At 27.9% G+C, this 15,383-nt stretch carries 17 protein-coding genes; 3 read left to right on the top strand and 14 right to left on the bottom strand.

Going from position 1 to position 15,383, the window contains the following annotated elements; all coding sequences use genetic code 11:
* Positions 1 to 38: 38 nt before the first annotated feature.
* The 4 genes from ACRC03_RS03475 to ACRC03_RS03460 all read right to left on the bottom strand — a co-directional run bounded on the left by ACRC03_RS03475 (position 39) and on the right by ACRC03_RS03460 (position 2,953).
* Complete coding sequence (locus ACRC03_RS03475; RefSeq protein ID WP_438651158.1) at positions 39 to 797, bottom strand: sugar phosphate isomerase/epimerase family protein; 759 nt, start codon at positions 795 to 797, stop codon at positions 39 to 41.
* Between the two features lie 7 nt (positions 798 to 804).
* Positions 805 to 1,338, bottom strand: a complete 534-nt coding sequence (gene lepB, locus ACRC03_RS03470) for a signal peptidase I (protein ID WP_438651157.1) — start codon at positions 1,336 to 1,338, stop codon at positions 805 to 807.
* Positions 1,339 to 1,358: 20 nt separating this feature from the next.
* On the bottom strand, positions 1,359 to 2,159 hold the full coding sequence (locus tag ACRC03_RS03465; protein WP_438651156.1) for a hypothetical protein: 801 nt from the start codon (positions 2,157 to 2,159) through the stop codon (positions 1,359 to 1,361).
* An 89-nt stretch (positions 2,160 to 2,248) separates the two neighbouring features.
* Positions 2,249 to 2,953 carry a PrsW family intramembrane metalloprotease gene (locus ACRC03_RS03460; RefSeq protein ID WP_438651174.1) on the bottom strand — a complete coding sequence of 235 codons (705 nt, stop codon included), beginning with the start codon at positions 2,951 to 2,953 and terminating at the stop codon, positions 2,249 to 2,251.
* Between the two features lie 121 nt (positions 2,954 to 3,074).
* Between ACRC03_RS03460 and sleC the strand changes: the two genes are divergently transcribed.
* Positions 3,075 to 4,346 carry a spore cortex-lytic germination protein SleC gene (gene sleC, locus ACRC03_RS03455; protein WP_438651155.1) on the top strand — a complete coding sequence of 424 codons (1,272 nt, stop codon included), beginning with the start codon at positions 3,075 to 3,077 and terminating at the stop codon, positions 4,344 to 4,346.
* Between the two features lie 84 nt (positions 4,347 to 4,430).
* Here the strand turns inward: sleC and ACRC03_RS03450 are convergent, their stop codons facing one another.
* The 9 genes from ACRC03_RS03450 to ACRC03_RS03410 form a co-directional block, all read right to left on the bottom strand.
* On the bottom strand, positions 4,431 to 5,804 hold the full coding sequence (locus tag ACRC03_RS03450) for a PdaC/SigV domain-containing protein (RefSeq protein ID WP_438651154.1): 1,374 nt from the start codon (positions 5,802 to 5,804) through the stop codon (positions 4,431 to 4,433).
* 151 nt (positions 5,805 to 5,955) lie between these two features.
* Positions 5,956 to 6,615 (bottom strand): hypothetical protein, encoded by a 660-nt coding sequence (locus ACRC03_RS03445; protein ID WP_438651153.1) that lies wholly within the window; start codon positions 6,613 to 6,615, stop codon positions 5,956 to 5,958.
* 190 nt (positions 6,616 to 6,805) lie between these two features.
* Positions 6,806 to 7,774 (bottom strand): polyprenyl synthetase family protein, encoded by a 969-nt coding sequence (locus ACRC03_RS03440; protein WP_438651152.1) that lies wholly within the window; start codon positions 7,772 to 7,774, stop codon positions 6,806 to 6,808.
* 110 nt (positions 7,775 to 7,884) lie between these two features.
* The gene (locus ACRC03_RS03435; RefSeq protein ID WP_438651151.1) at positions 7,885 to 9,813 is read right to left on the bottom strand and encodes an FAD-dependent oxidoreductase; all 1,929 of its coding nucleotides are present in this window, start codon (positions 9,811 to 9,813) and stop codon (positions 7,885 to 7,887) included.
* 240 nt (positions 9,814 to 10,053) lie between these two features.
* Positions 10,054 to 10,995 (bottom strand): 1,4-dihydroxy-2-naphthoate polyprenyltransferase, encoded by a 942-nt coding sequence (locus ACRC03_RS03430; protein WP_438651150.1) that lies wholly within the window; start codon positions 10,993 to 10,995, stop codon positions 10,054 to 10,056.
* Between the two features lie 14 nt (positions 10,996 to 11,009).
* Entirely contained in the window at positions 11,010 to 11,885 is an 876-nt protein-coding gene (locus ACRC03_RS03425; RefSeq protein WP_438651149.1) for a LysR family transcriptional regulator, read from the bottom strand.
* A 19-nt stretch (positions 11,886 to 11,904) separates the two neighbouring features.
* On the bottom strand, positions 11,905 to 12,939 hold the full coding sequence (locus ACRC03_RS03420; RefSeq protein ID WP_438651148.1) for an FAD:protein FMN transferase: 1,035 nt from the start codon (positions 12,937 to 12,939) through the stop codon (positions 11,905 to 11,907).
* Between the two features lie 23 nt (positions 12,940 to 12,962).
* The gene (locus tag ACRC03_RS03415; RefSeq protein WP_438651147.1) at positions 12,963 to 13,409 is read right to left on the bottom strand and encodes a MarR family winged helix-turn-helix transcriptional regulator; all 447 of its coding nucleotides are present in this window, start codon (positions 13,407 to 13,409) and stop codon (positions 12,963 to 12,965) included.
* Positions 13,410 to 13,586: 177 nt separating this feature from the next.
* Entirely contained in the window at positions 13,587 to 14,030 is a 444-nt protein-coding gene (locus ACRC03_RS03410; protein ID WP_438651146.1) for a hypothetical protein, read from the bottom strand.
* A gap of 200 nt (positions 14,031 to 14,230) precedes the next feature.
* Between ACRC03_RS03410 and ACRC03_RS03405 the strand changes: the two genes are divergently transcribed.
* Both ACRC03_RS03405 and ACRC03_RS03400 read left to right on the top strand, forming a co-directional pair.
* Positions 14,231 to 14,620: a NusG domain II-containing protein gene (locus ACRC03_RS03405; protein WP_438651145.1), complete on the top strand. Its 390-nt coding sequence runs from the start codon at positions 14,231 to 14,233 to the stop codon at positions 14,618 to 14,620.
* Between the two features lie 5 nt (positions 14,621 to 14,625).
* Entirely contained in the window at positions 14,626 to 15,168 is a 543-nt protein-coding gene (locus ACRC03_RS03400) for a Gx transporter family protein (RefSeq protein ID WP_438651144.1), read from the top strand.
* Positions 15,169 to 15,241: 73 nt separating this feature from the next.
* Here the strand turns inward: ACRC03_RS03400 and ACRC03_RS03395 are convergent, their stop codons facing one another.
* On the bottom strand, positions 15,242 to 15,307 hold the full coding sequence (locus ACRC03_RS03395) for an SEC-C metal-binding domain-containing protein (RefSeq protein WP_438651173.1): 66 nt from the start codon (positions 15,305 to 15,307) through the stop codon (positions 15,242 to 15,244).
* Positions 15,308 to 15,383 lie beyond the last annotated feature (76 nt).

Raw genomic sequence — 15,383 nt, 5'->3', positions numbered from 1 at the left:
GTTACTCCTTTCTCCTAATAGATAGGAAAAAGAGGTATTTATACCTCTTTTTTAATAGATTCTATTTTTTTAAGTGTTTCCTCAATATATTCATATCCTATTTCTAATATTAAATATTCTGGATTAAGATTCAGTACCTCTTTAATCTTTAAATTTGGTAGTATTCCTATACCTATACCTATATGTGTATCTTCAATACCATCATTATCACTTAAGTGAACTATATCTATTTTTTCTTTTAGTGCCTCTATATAATTACTACTATTTATTAAATCGTGTCCTGTATCGTAGCAAAACTTTATATCATTCCTAGCCTTACTAAATATATATTCAAAATCCTGTGATATGTTGCCAACATTTGAATAATCACCACAATTAGAATATGTATTTTCTATAGAAATTTTTGTATTTTTATGAGCTTTTATATTATCTAAAAATATTATACTTTTATCTAAGTACTTAGTTCTATTTTTATTTAATCTATTTGTAATTACATACCCTAGATGCATATTAAAATACTTAATATCAAAATCATTTAGCTGTATTCTTATATCATCTATAAAATTTAGCCAAGCATCTCTTATATATTCTATATTTTCACAAGTATTTAGCTCCATAGGTAAATGAATACCTATAGATAGTTTTAACTCTTCAAACTTATCCTTATATTTGTATAATTCTTTACATTCATATAAATTATCTATTCCTATTTCTAGATGGTTTATTTCTTTTATTTTGGTACAGATTTCTAACGCTTCATCTAGATTAAATAAAAGTGCTCCTATTCCCAATCTCATGGTATACCTATTTTACAGTTCCAAGTTTATTAAATGGGAATAATCTTACTAATACTTTACCCATTATATCTTTTTCATCTACTAAACCTACATCTTCATATCTACTATCTAAGCTTTGTTCTCTATTGTCTCCCATTGCAAATACTTTATTTTCTGGTATAACCATATCTATGTTTCCTTCAGTATAATTATCATGTATGTAAGGTTCTTTTACTAGTTTATCATTTACATAAACTTTTGAATTTTCTATTTTTATATGGTCTCCTTCTACTGCAATAACTCTTTTAACTAAATCTTTGTTATGACCATTTTCTTGTAATAAATGGGTGCCGAATACTATTATATCTCCTTCTTTGGGTTCGCCTACCTTATATGCGATTCGATTAATTATTAAATAATCATTTTCTACCAACGTAGGGTACATCGATTCTCCTCTTACTAATGTAGGCCTAATAAACTGCGTTATTATAAATGCAAGCACTAGTGCTGTAACAATTATTTTAAACCACTCTAATGCTTCCTTTTTTAATTTTTCACTCATAAAATCATCTCCTCCAAAAATTAATGATTGCTATAACTTCCAATCATTTGTACCACCATTTCATTAATGTTATCATATTTATTTACTGTAATACCTAAATCTAGCAACTCACATACTTTAACTAAATCTTGCATAACCTCCATAGGATTTCCATAGATTTCTTCAATTTCTTCTTTGCTTACCCCTTTGAAACCATGACCTACAGGACTTTCATTCCTAAGTTTTATTAGGTTTTCTAATCTCTCGCTATTTAATATTTCAACTACTTTTTCCATTCTTTTGGTTTTTTTTAAGTGTCTATTTATATATTGAGTTACTCCATGAATTAGGTTTCCATTATATATATTATACTTCTTTTTTAAAGTATAGAGAATATTTTTCTTTGATACCATATATCCGTGCATGCTTACCTTATAACTCTTCCCTTCTTTGGTACTAACAAATATATATTTAAACAAAGCTTCTTTTAATCTATATAACCTGCCTAAAAAATCTATATACTCCTCATTTATAACTTGTATCTTCATATTTTCAACTAATTCAGATAGTACATCTTCTGGCTCTCCTAGGTCTAAATTTTTTAAATTAGCAATTAGCTTTTGTATTTCTCTTCTTGATACCATTGTATCACTCATTTTATTTAAACTATCTAGAGCTTTCTTAAAATTAAAATTAAGTGCATACTGACAAGACCTCATTAAAAAATACAAATCTCCATCTACAATTCCAGCCTCTTCTAATATATCTATTATAGCATCGTAATCATATCTGTCTAAAAGCCTAGATATTGCATATTCTTGGCTTTTGTTTATGTATCCCATAAATATCCCTCCTGAAAATAACGTTATATATTATTATTGAACTGTATGAGGTATTTTATAATATTTAAATTATTTTTATCTCCATATTCTTAGTTTCTCTTGTTTCTAAAAAATCTTTTCTTAGAATTATTTGTATACTCATCTAGTTTATCTAAGCTTAATTTTAATAAAATTACTATATATACTATAAATATTATAATAGATACTCTATTCGGTATCATTAATATAAAATCAAAAGTTCCATGTAACAAAATAGGAAGTAAAATAGCCATAATTAAATATTCCCTTTTTTTAGCCCCTGCGCTAGTAAATTTATATTTCGAAATATAATACCCCATTGTTATTCCAAACATTATATGAGCAGGAACAGACACCACTGCTCTTATTAAACCTACCTCAAACGCTGTCCTTATATCTTCAAATAATATGTATATTAAATTTTCAACAGTCGCAAATCCTAAAGATAAAAATATAGAGTAAATAACTCCATCTAGTTTTTCATTAAAATGTTTTTCTTTTATTAAATTCGGAATAAGTACTATCATTTTTAATCCTTCTTCTGTTAGTCCCGCCACTATAAAAGACATATAAAATATATATGAGTATCCATCGAAAATATTTATTTTAATTAAAAGTTCTTCAATTATAATTCCTAATACACTTATTATCGCTCCTAATATAAAAAACTTACATAAAAGCATTACAGGTTCTTTTTCATATTTATCTTTTAAATATATCCATAATATATATCCCAAAATCGGTACAATGGCTAACATTATTAATTCTAGTTTCATCAAAATATTTCCTCTCTTTTTATTTTATCTATATATTATTTCCATTTAGCTTAACAAAATATGAATCATCTTCATACTATGAGTATAGGATGTTTAATTATGTTAAAGAAGAGGTGATTATATGCAAGATGGCTTTTTAACAGTTAGTGTTTTAGATAGCGCTACTAATAGACCTATCGATGGAGCAACTATAAATATCTATACTTATCCTGAATCTGGTGAAGCTCAAAAAACAGTTTTTGAAAATTTAAAAACTAATAATTCTGGGCAGGTTACTAATCTAATCTTACCTGCCCCTGACATAATTTATTCTCAACAGCCTTCAGATATAAGACCCTATAGTAGATACGCTGTAGAAGTAATTGTAGATGGATACGAAGCATCAATTGTAGATGGTACTCAATTATTTCCTACTATAGAATCTAGACAAAATGTGCCTCTGCAAGCTAAAACTAGAAGCAAAAACTCTTATTCTAGGCAAAATGAAGAAATCTATAATATAGGAGATAATACTTTGTATGGAATTTATCCTCCTAAAATCCCTGAAAGTAGTCTAAAGCCATTACCTCCACCTACAGGATTTGTTGTTTTAGACAATCCAGTTGTTCCAGAATTTATAGTTGTTCACGATGGTCTTCCTGAAAACACTTCAGCACAAAATTACTGGATTCCATTTAAAGACTATATTAAAAATGTTGCGTCCTCTGAAGTTTACTCTACTTGGCCAGAGCAAACAATTTATGCAAACGTAATAGCTATAATTTCTTTTACATTAAACAGAGTCTTTACTGAATGGTATAGAAATAAAGGGTATAGCTTTACAATTACATCTACTACAAATTATGATCATAAATTTATATATAATAGAAACTTTTTTGATACTATAAGTGTTGTTGTTGACAATATATTTAATACATTTATAAAGAGACCTCCAACTTCTAGACAGCCCCTTTTAGCTCAATACTGTGATGGTAAAAAATCACAATGTCCTGGTCAAATGACTCAATGGGGTAGTAAAGATTTAGGAGATCAAGGTAAGGATTATGAAGGTATATTAAGATACTTTTATGGTGATGAAATAATATTTGAAAGAGCTCCAATCGTAAGCGGTGTGCCAATTTCTTATCCTGGAGACAGTTTACAAGTTGGGTCCTCTAATAAGTATGTAAAAACTATTCAAAATCAGCTTAATGCAATTTCAAAATCTTACCCTGCCATTCCAAAAGTTAAGGAAGATGGAATCTACGGTGATAGTACTGCTGAAGCAGTAAAAACATTCCAAGGAATTTTTGGTTTACCAAAATCAGGAGTCGTAGATTTCAAAACTTGGTATGAGATATCTAGAGTTTATGTTGCAGTCACTAAAATAGCATCTTTAAATCCAACTATTTAAGTAAAATAAAAGACCATCACTGGTCTTTTATTTTTTAGTGACATACTACAACATATCCTACACCTCTAGCAAAGGTAACTGATTTTATTTTAAGAATTCTATATATTCATCTTTCAATATATGATTTACTACTTTTATATTAATAGGAAATTCAGGTATACCTGCTGCATAAGGAGCTATCTCATATAAATCAAAATACACAACTATATTATCGTCCTGTATATAAAATTTGGTGTTATCTTTTACTCCATTAAACTCATATACTCCATCATATTGTGGATCTTTCTTTATTATATTTTCTATTTGGTTCCTAATTTCCTTATCGATAATATTTTTGTAATTAGATTCTTCTTTAAATAAATCTTTAAAACTTAATATTTTCCCATCCCTTGAGTCTATGTTATAAGTTATATCTTCGTAATATCCATGAGCCCCACCGCTATATTTATAATATTCAATAACCAAGCTAAGCATATTATCACTATTTTTTTTAATTTTAAAATCTGTATTGGCCACAAATTTATTACCTATATCAGGTAAATCCTTTTGATATTCTTTAGCTTGGCTTTGTGCTTCATTATAAAATTTCATTATACTATTAGTTATTTCGTTATTAATTGTCTTTTCTATATTTTTATTCTCCATCATAATTATAGGTATATTTATTATTGAACTAATATAGCTATTATTTTTAGTTATTGTTTGAGTATCTATATTAGAAACTATAGGGTTAGTCGTTACTATTCTTATTTTGTTTTTAAAGATATCATAAGGTATTTTAAATTCATAGTTTATCTTATCGTAGCTTGTTTTATAAGGATTAAAATATAAATCTATTCCATCTTGTACAATTATATAATTTGTATTTCTATCGATGGTTATTTTATTTTTATTAACTTTTAATTTATTCTTGTAGATATAGTCGTCTATATAATCACTTATGGTTTGTATATAATCTTCATTGTCTTTTAAAAAGTTATTAAGGTATACTCTTTGACCTGTTTTCAAATCAAATATATAACTCTCTTTTTCTAATTCAACTTTACCTTTACTCCAGTTTTTATTTTTATAAATTACTATATTAAGCAAATTTTTATCTTCAAATGCCACATGATAATTTATACATACATTTATCTTAGAATTATTATTGTAAAGTTCTGCTGATTGCCTTTCATGATTTACAAAATTACTTATATCTCTTCTAATATATGAATTTATATATCTTTCTACCTTACTATTTGAATAATGAATTTCTGGCCTTTTTATACTTATAAAAAGTTTTGTATCATCTATATTTGCTTTTTCTTCTGTTATTTTAATAGTTCTTAACCCTTCATATAAACTTGCCTTGCATCTATTAAGTAAATCTATTTCTTTATTTAAGTTGCATAGTGATACAATTAACATCACAACAAATACAATTGCTATATATTTTAAGAAGTTTTTTTTACTACTCATTTTAGTTCCTCCTAAATATAATTCTTTATTATAGTTGGAATTTTTTTGAGTTTTTATCCTAAATAAATTATTTTTTTATATTTTATAAAAAATCTTAAATCTACAAAAAAAGAGCAATAATATAATTATCGCTCCGCTTGATTCATATTTTTTAAGCTTCTTGTTTCACTTTAGATTTATTAGCTGATGCCAAGATTAATCCTAAAGCTATTGATGCAAATGCAGATGCTACTACTCTGTATTCTGCTGGTAACATAAACACTAGTGTATGACACGGAATCCAAAAGAAAGGTATTGTTTTAAGTACTGTAAAGCTAAGATATGTATGCCAATCTATCTTCTCTGAAATATCTTTTAAACTTACTTTTTTACCATTTCTATTATGTTTTTCATCTACATATGTATCTGTACATTTGTGAAATAAAAATATAGCTGGAGATTGAAGAACATTCATAACTGTACTAGTTAACAATGCATGTGCAAACATAGATTCTTTAAAAGGTAACTTTCCTATTTCTTGTGCTTTTGTTACTCCTGCTGGAAATACAGACATTGCAAGAGTTGTTACCATTCCTATTATTCCCCATACAAAAGCTCTAAATATTATTCCATTTGGCTTCATCCAATTTCCTTTTATTATTCTTATTCCTAACAACTCTCCCATAGTTGCTAATATTGCAAATTTAATAAATCCTCCTATGTATGGATGTGCCTCTGTAGCACTTATAAAAGCCACTCTACTACTTGGTACAACAAGCATCATCACCCATAATAAAAGTACTCCACCCCATATAAAATCTCCCTTTTTCATATCTTACTCTACCTTTCTATGCAAATATGTGCAATTTTTTTATAAATAACTACAATATATTTCTTTATATCTACCAAAACTCCTTTAAATTATTTCAAATTTAAAAAATAAAATTTATAAAAAATTTTTCTTGTATAAATAATTTTTTCATAATAAAAAGGTTACATTATAATTTATGTAACCTTTTTTCTTAATAGCTTCTAGTTAATAACTTTTTTGTTACATCTAAAAGTATTTGTTTATATTCATTGTCTGGTAGTTTATTTATATCTCTGAATGCTTTTTGAGAATATTTTTGTGCAATTTTTATAGCCTCTTTTATCCCATCATTGTCTTTAACTACATTTATTATAGTTCTTACTTCTCCATCAGTGTAACCATCAGAGTTTAAAATAACTTCAAAAGCATTAGGATTTTTTTGCATAGCTAAGATTAAGGGTAATGTGTATACTCCCTCCTTTAAATCCTTTCCAGCTTCTTTTCCTAGCATTTCATTAGTAGAAGTATAATCTAATATATCATCTATTATTTGAAATGCCATTCCTATATTGTGACCTATATTCCAAAATAACCTGCAAGTTCTTTTGTCACATGAGCTTTCTGCTGCTCCAATGTACATACTTAACGAAAATAACTCTGCTGTTTTTCCAGATACTCTTTTTAGATAATTTTTTACCGATACATTTTTGTTAAATCTAGAGTTTAATTGCTCAATTTCTCCAAGACATATTCTAGACATTACCTTTGTGTCTACATCTATTCCTCTTTCTATTGAAGATGTAGTAGCTAATATTCTAAAACATAAACAGAAAAGGTAGTCTCCAATATATACAGCATAATTTTTACCGTATTTAGATTGTACAGTTTGATTACCTCTTCTAGACTCTGCTTCATCTATAATGTCATCATGAACTAACGTTGCCATATGGAACATTTCCACAACTGCTGCTAACGCCTGTGACCTTTCTTTGTTATAATCTCCAAAATGTGAAGCTATAACAGTAAATGCAGGTCTTAGCATCTTTCCTCCTGAGTTTAATAATTCAATTATACTAGTTTCTATAACCTCGTCTTTACACTTAGCATTTTTTTCTATGAGTTTACTCACTTCTTTTATTTCTTTTTCTATTATGGGATAATCGCTCCAAAATTTACTCATTTTTCATCCCCTCTTTTCATTATTATGTCTATTTGTACCTTGTTGTAATTTATTGATTGTTAATATGATAAAGGGATATATTCTTTAGGAATATATCCCTTATTTTATTTTTAACTTACTTTTTTTGCTACTTTATTGTTTGATCCGTGTATATCGTAGATTGGTCTTCTTTTACCCATCCATAGATTACCGACTATATCATTAATCCATGGTATAACATAGAAATCTAATCCAAATGTTCTTCCAGCTCCACACATTAATGCTATACTACCAAAAGTATACCATAAAATGTCCCATCCAGCCATAGCAGACAATATAAAGTTAACAGTCATAGCTGCAGATACTGCTGATGCTAAGAATGTAAATAATCCAGCTATTAAACATAGTCCTATTCCTATTTCAACCAATACAACCATTCTTTGAGCCCATACTGCTATTTCAGCGTTTGGCATAAATATCTTCATAACACCTTCATATATCTTAGGCATACTTGATAATATAGGCTTTGCCAACTCAGTTGTAGCGTCAGCATTTTGTGATGCTGCAGAAGTTGCATCGTATAGCCATTCAAATGGCATTTTAACGTTACCCATTCTCATCCAGCTATCTGTACCTATTGCTATGTTGTTAAATAAATTTGAGAAATACTCACCTATATTTGCACCTTTTGATGCTGCTTCAAACGCTGCATCCCAAGTACCTTCACCAACAAGTTTCTTTAATCCTTCTAGAACCCATAAACATCCTATGTATAGTCTTAAAGGCACTAGCCATAATCTATTTCCTTTAGATGATACATGACCTCTCATTATGTTTCTTCTTTCTTTCATTCCAAAGAATTCATGTTGTAAATAATGATATACTGCATGAACATTATTTACGCTAAATAAATATACCATATTTATTAAATGCTTCACTGCCATCGCAAGGAAACCTGACAATTTCATTCCCATTAAGTTTGCTACTGCATACCTACCACCTATAGATACCATAAACCCATGGTAGTTAGGCTTAAACTCAACTTTTTCCTTTTTTTCCATAGAAGCTATTATGTTTTTAGCAGCAGTAGTTCCTGTTTGCTCTGCAGCCTCAACTATTTGTGGATTTGAGCCACCTTGTGCATCTTCTACATATGCAATATCTCCTACTACATATATATTTTCTTTTCCTTCTGCTTGCATGTGCTTGTTTGTTTCATATCTTCCAGCTCTTGCTTTCTTTAGTTCAACTTGGCTTAAATCTTGATTTCCTTGAACACCACAAGTCCATATTAAAGTTTCAGTTGGAATTACAGTTCCATCTTTAATTTTTATAGATTCTTTAGTTACTTCTACTATTGGAGAATCTTTTAATATCTTTACTCCATTTTTAGCCATGTATCTTTCAGCTTTATCAGCTTGTTTTCTATCTAACATGTTTAATATAGTCGACATAGCTTCAACTACTAATATTTTTATTTCATTTACGTCTACTCTATATTCTTTAGCTAAAGCAGTTTTCCATTCTAATAACTCTCCAGCCATTTCTATTCCAGTGAATCCTGAACCTGCAACTACGAAAGTAAGCATTTGCTTTCTTTTTTCATCATTTTTTTCGTAAGAAGCTTGTTGAACTCTATCTTTTATGTGTGCCTTTATCTTAAGAGCATCTTCAAGTGACCATAAAGTAAATCCATTTTCTTTTACTCCTGGAACTCCGAAAAATGCCGGTTCACTCCCTGTACCTATTATTAGGTAATCATATTCATATTCACCTTGTTTTGTTTGTACTACTTGATTGTCACTATCTATATTTTTTATATAGTCTACAACAACATTAACTTTAGTTCTATGGAATATTCTATAAAGGTCTATTTTTACTGAATCTTCCGGAACTCTTCCTCCAGCTACTTCATGTAACTCTGTCATTAACGTATGGTAAGAATTTTTATCTATTAAAGTAATCTCTACATCGTCATTTTTTTTGTATTTTTTTGATAATTTTTTAGCAGCATGGATACCTGCATATCCTCCACCTAAAATAAGTATTTTTGTTGCCATATAAGTCCCCCCTCATTTCTTTCGTTAAATATAAATCAAACATTTTAATTATATCTCTGATATACTTAATCGTCTACCTACAGTTTTTACTTAATAAATTAACTCTATTAGGTGTTTGATTAGTTTTTAACATATTGAATTCACTAAGTTTTTTTGCTATATTGTCTACTAATTAACCTTATTTTTTTGTAATTTTATCTATATTTTTCTATGCTGTATAAATATTTTAAATGACTACTCTTATACTAAACTAATTAGAATACTTACTATATATGAAATCCCTAATATAGAAAAGTTCTTTACAGAAGTAACAAATGTTTTTGATTTTATCTGTTCCTTTTCAAATACTTCAATATTTTTTTGTACTATATATAAAGTCAACATTGATAATAATGCTGTTTTAGGAAGAATATCTATTACTACTGAAAGTAGTATTGTAATATAACCTACATAATATATATACTTGTACAGCTTTACAGCTACTTTTTTACTTATATAATATGGTAGCGTATACCTTCCAACTTTTATATCCTCTTCTAAATCACAAATATTATTAGCTAACATTATATTTGCAATTCCACCTATTAAAGGAATACTAACCGTTCCAATCACTAACATTTCTACTAAATTAAACTTCATTAAAAGTGTAGTATTATCTATATATATTCCAAAATAGTCTTTGTTATAAATACTTATATATATAGTTAAAAATGGAATTAATAATCCCATAAATCCACCTGAAAAAACTTCTCCTAGTGGCATCCTTGAAATTGGTATTGGTCCAAAAGTATAAAATATTCCTACAAAAAAGCAAACTACGCCAACAGCTAAAACTAGTAAATTAGTTCTAAAAGTAAGTATTATTCCAAATATAGTTGCTGTAAACAATAAAATTGCTATTGTGCATAATGCTTTTTTTTGAGATATATTATATACAAACATTGCATTTCTACCTTTATAATCATCTTTAAAGTGTTTTAATTCATTTTTATAATCACAGTAATTATTAATAGCTGTAGTCGCCATATCAAATGTTATCATTGATATAAACATTACTACTATATTTGTAAAATTAAATTGCCCATATCTATAGTGAGTATAAATAACACCCATTATAAAAGGTATTACACTTGCTATTTTTGTTGGTAATTCAACAAAACTTAAATATGCCTTTAAGCTCATACTTCTCTCCTTTGTTATATGGCTACGTTTGAGCCTTGTTCATTGAGTATATTTTCTAATTCTTTTTTAAATGTTTTAAGTTTCTTCTTTAGATCTAACTCTATATCTTTTCTATAGGTTATAAATAAATCATAATCAAATTCATATTTTTTCGAGAACACTTTTACAAACTCTCCCGATTCTAGCTCTGAATTTACTGCTATTTGCGGTACAATAGCTGCTACATTAGTATTTTGAAGATATGATTTGATTACATCTAACGAATCTGTTTTTAAGCATATATTAATTTTATGTAGTCTTTCTAAATCATCAATTTTAATATTAGAGTTATCTTCTAGTAAAGCAACAGATACATCTTTTATACTTTCATAGTCCATCTTGCATCTGCTAACTAAAATTAATTTATCACTTCCAATATAATTAGAAATTAAATCTACATCATCTATTTTTTTACAGCCAACTACTACATCCGCTCTATTGTGTATAAGTAACGCCTTTTCACTTGTATCTCTTTTGCTACTTATACTTATGTTTAAATTCTTAAAAATTTTCCCCATGTCTTTTATTATTCGTTCTAATAAAAAATTTGCATGAGGATTTAGAATATTTATTTTTATTTCTTTTTTGGTATTACTATTTTCTTCAATATCTTGGATTAAACTATCATGTAATAGAAGTATTTGTTTTGCATAATTGTATAATATTTTGCCTTTATTAGTTAGTTCTACACCTTTATTACTTCTTTCAAAAAGTTTAACATCAAGATCTTTCTCTAATTTAGACAATTGATGACTCAATGCTGGCTGAGATATATGTAGATTACCTGAAACTTTAGATATACTTTTTAACTCTGCAACTTCATAAAAATATCTTAAGCTGTCTATTCTCATATCTTTATTTCTCCTTTACTTAGTTAGAAAGTTTAAATTCTTCATTTGTTATTTTAAATTTATCTCTTAATCCTTCACTTATATATACTTCTTTTTTATTAGTAATAAATATAGCATCTATACCATCTAAACTTTCTATAAGTTTTAATCCTTCATCTATTCCTTTGGTAAACACTAAAGTAGATAAAGCATCTCCATCAATAGACTTATCCGCTATTATTGATACTCCTTGGATATCAGTTTCATAAGGATACCCTGTACTTGGATTTAATATATGGTGATATTTAACGCCATCTTCTTCAATATATCTTTCGTATACTCCTGAAGTTACAACTGTTTTATCTGAAACCTCTATAGCTCCAACTACACTTCCTCTATTATCAAAAGGATTTTGTATTCCTATATTCCAATTTTTATCTCCTTCTTTTAATCCTAATGCATATATATTTCCGCCTAAATCAATTATTGCTGATTTAACGCCTTCTTCTTTAAGAAGCTTTGCAACTTCATCGGTTGCATATCCTTTTGCTATACTTCCTAGGTCTAACATCATACCTTTTTCACTTAAAAATACTTCTTTAGTCTCTGAATTTATTTCAACCTTAGAATAATCTATTTTCTTTATAATTTCGTTTATTTCTTCTTGTGTTGGCACTTTAGCTTCTGGCAAACCTATACTCCAAAGTTTTACTAATGGTCCTATCGTAAGGTCATATCCTCCTTTAGATAATTTTGAATAATTTAGTGCTTTATCTATAATGTCATAACTTGTATCACTAAGCTTAGTAGATTTGATTCCTGCATTTTGATTTAATTTACTTATTTCTGTTCCTTCTTTATTTACACTAACTAAATCTTCAATTTGACCTACACATTCAAATGCTTTATCTAATATTTCTTCACTTCCACCATCAAACAAGGTTATTTTTACTACAGTACCCATAATTAATTCTGTTCTATAAATTGGTTCTTCTTGCTCTTTTTGAGTACACCCTACTATAGAAATAGATAAAACAGCTACTGCCATAATAATTGCTATTAGTTTTTTGATCATCGATTACTTCTCTCTCCTATAAATTATTTTAGTGTCTTAAACTTTTCTAAAATTTCTTTTAATATCATTTTTTCTTCAACTGTTAACGTTTTAAATATACTGTTTATACTCTCAATATGCTTAGGAAAAATGTCTGCAATCTTATTCCTACCTTTTTTTGTAATCGTTATCATAGTTGACCTTTTATCACTTTTACTTTTATATGTAGTTATCAATTCATCTTTTTCTAGATTCTTTACAACTACAGTAATATTACCTGAAGTTGTGAGCATTCTTTCCATTATTTCTCCTATTTTCAAGTCACCTAGATGATATAGCGCTTCTAAAACCCCAAACTGTGAGGTAGTTAAACCTCCCTCTCTAATAGTCCTATATTCTATTTCATGAATTATGTGTTCTGCTCTTGTAAAGGTAACTAAGGTAGATAAGTTTAATTCACTTTCTTCATTTATACCGTATTTATTATCCATATAATATATTTATCACTAATTAGTGATAGTGTCAATGTAATTGACTATTTTTTATCTAACTTTGTCAGTTTTATAACGTTTATATATAAAATGTCTCTATTTGTGTTTTTTATATATAAACAAGGACTATAGATAATCATCTATAGTCCTCTTTAATAACTTTATTTTAAGTTATTATTATTTAACTTCATCTAATGCCTTTTGAACACCTTCTACATACTCAGGTACTGCTATTGTTACACCAGAAACTGCATCTGTCTTTCCTTCTTTAGAAACTGTTACCTTAGATAAATCAAAGTTATTTTCAACTATGAAATCTTCTAAAGTTTCTATTTGCTTATTCCATGGAGCTGTTGCATTAGGCATTTCATATCCACCAGCTGCAGCTACTTCTTTCTTCATTTTACCATCTTCCATCTTAACGTCTATTTTAACGTCTACTGGCTTACTTTCTTCAAAAGATACAGTAGTTACAAGAGTCTCTTTTTTATCTTGACCAATTGTCATTTCTGTTGTTTTATCTCCTGTAAATGCTTTATCAGTTCCCTTATCTGAAGAACATCCAACTAAAGATAACGTTAACATCCCCACGCATAATCCCATTGCTATTTTTCTTTTCATAAGTGCATCCTCCCTAAATTTGTTAAATTTATAATAAATTCGTATACTTGCATTATACAATGTTTTACTATATTGTTATAATAGATTTTTTTTATACAGTATAATTTTTTTATATTGCCATTTTTGTTTAATATGACTTAAAATGCAATTAATGAGTTTTCTTATAAAAATAACTAATTTCATTTGAGGAGAAGCTTTTTATGAAAATTTTTAAAAAATTTGATTTTGTTATAATACTATCTCTTTTAATTTTATCTTTTGTTCCCCATTTTATCTTTGGAAAAACATTAGCTAAAGATTATAATTCAAGTTATGTTTCTATAGAAATTTCAGGAAAACATTACAAAGATATTCCTCTATCCAATAAAGATAATACTCTTATAATAGAGACGCCACGTGGAAATAATACAGTTGTCGTAAAAAATAATTCAATCCAGATAACAGAAGCAGATTGCCACGATGACCTTTGTGTTAAGCAAGGCATTATTTCAAAGGTAGGAGAAAGCATTATTTGTTTACCACACGAATTAGTAATAGAAATAAAAGGAGATAATGATAGTTCATCTGATGATATGATACTATCACATTAAATATTATGAAAATAAATAAAACTAGAAAAATGATATATATGGGTCTATTAGTATCTATGGCTTTAATACTATCTTTGATTGAAAGAATGATACCTGTACCATTTATAGCACCTGGTGCTAAACTTGGTCTAGCAAATCTAGTTATAATAATATCCGTTTATACATTAGATAACTACAAAGAGTCCTTTACCGTTTTAATCTTAAGAATTGTACTATCTACTTTACTAGGTAGTAGTGTTTCTATGCTACTATACAGTATTAGTGGTGGTCTTTTAAGTTTTATAATTACAATTTTGGTAAAAGAACTTGGCGGTAAATATGTTTCTATAATTGGAGTAAGTACTTCTGCTGCTGTATTCCATAATATAGGTCAATTATTTGCAGCATCACTTATATTAGATAACTTTGGGGTATTTTTATATATGCCAATTCTATCTATTGCAGGTATAGGTACAGGTATATTTGTAGGTTTATCTGCAAATTATATTTTGGAACATTTCCAAAGATTAAATTATTTCAATGGTAAAATATCCTCCTATAATTCTTAGCATTAACTAATACAAAATAGTCTATTAAGTACTTATTGAGTACTCACATAGACTATTTTTTGTATACTTATCCTTATTTACCACAACATTTTTTGTATTTTTTGCCACTTCCACATGTACATGGATCATTTCTTCCTATTTTAGGTTCTTCTCTAACAACAGGACTTTGGAATACATAAAAGTCATCTTCATTTTCAATCTCTTCTTCAAGCCCA

The sequence above is a fragment of the Romboutsia sp. genome (assembly GCF_051659545.1).
GTDB lineage: Bacteria > Bacillota > Clostridia > Peptostreptococcales > Peptostreptococcaceae > JBOFOR01.
The sequence above is the reverse complement of the archived record's forward strand: the minus strand, read 5'-3'. Positions and strand labels throughout refer to the sequence as shown.

Excerpts from the sequence above, each read along its gene's own strand:
- ACRC03_RS03475 (WP_438651158.1), bottom strand. The coding sequence starts at position 797 with ATGAGATTGGGAATAGGAGCACTTTTATTTAATCTAGATGAAGCGTTA.
- lepB (WP_438651157.1), bottom strand. The coding sequence starts at position 1,338 with ATGAGTGAAAAATTAAAAAAGGAAGCATTAGAGTGGTTTAAAATAATT.
- ACRC03_RS03465 (WP_438651156.1), bottom strand. The coding sequence starts at position 2,159 with ATGGGATACATAAACAAAAGCCAAGAATATGCAATATCTAGGCTTTTA.
- ACRC03_RS03460 (WP_438651174.1), bottom strand. The coding sequence starts at position 2,953 with ATGAAACTAGAATTAATAATGTTAGCCATTGTACCGATTTTGGGATAT.
- sleC (WP_438651155.1), top strand. The coding sequence starts at position 3,075 with ATGCAAGATGGCTTTTTAACAGTTAGTGTTTTAGATAGCGCTACTAAT.
- ACRC03_RS03450 (WP_438651154.1), bottom strand. The coding sequence starts at position 5,804 with ATGAGTAGTAAAAAAAACTTCTTAAAATATATAGCAATTGTATTTGTT.
- ACRC03_RS03445 (WP_438651153.1), bottom strand. The coding sequence starts at position 6,615 with ATGAAAAAGGGAGATTTTATATGGGGTGGAGTACTTTTATTATGGGTG.
- ACRC03_RS03440 (WP_438651152.1), bottom strand. The coding sequence starts at position 7,774 with ATGAGTAAATTTTGGAGCGATTATCCCATAATAGAAAAAGAAATAAAA.
- ACRC03_RS03435 (WP_438651151.1), bottom strand. The coding sequence starts at position 9,813 with ATGGCAACAAAAATACTTATTTTAGGTGGAGGATATGCAGGTATCCAT.
- ACRC03_RS03430 (WP_438651150.1), bottom strand. The coding sequence starts at position 10,995 with ATGAGCTTAAAGGCATATTTAAGTTTTGTTGAATTACCAACAAAAATA.
- ACRC03_RS03425 (WP_438651149.1), bottom strand. The coding sequence starts at position 11,885 with ATGAGAATAGACAGCTTAAGATATTTTTATGAAGTTGCAGAGTTAAAA.
- ACRC03_RS03420 (WP_438651148.1), bottom strand. The coding sequence starts at position 12,939 with ATGATCAAAAAACTAATAGCAATTATTATGGCAGTAGCTGTTTTATCT.
- ACRC03_RS03415 (WP_438651147.1), bottom strand. The coding sequence starts at position 13,409 with ATGGATAATAAATACGGTATAAATGAAGAAAGTGAATTAAACTTATCT.
- ACRC03_RS03410 (WP_438651146.1), bottom strand. The coding sequence starts at position 14,030 with ATGAAAAGAAAAATAGCAATGGGATTATGCGTGGGGATGTTAACGTTA.
- ACRC03_RS03405 (WP_438651145.1), top strand. The coding sequence starts at position 14,231 with ATGAAAATTTTTAAAAAATTTGATTTTGTTATAATACTATCTCTTTTA.
- ACRC03_RS03400 (WP_438651144.1), top strand. The coding sequence starts at position 14,626 with ATGAAAATAAATAAAACTAGAAAAATGATATATATGGGTCTATTAGTA.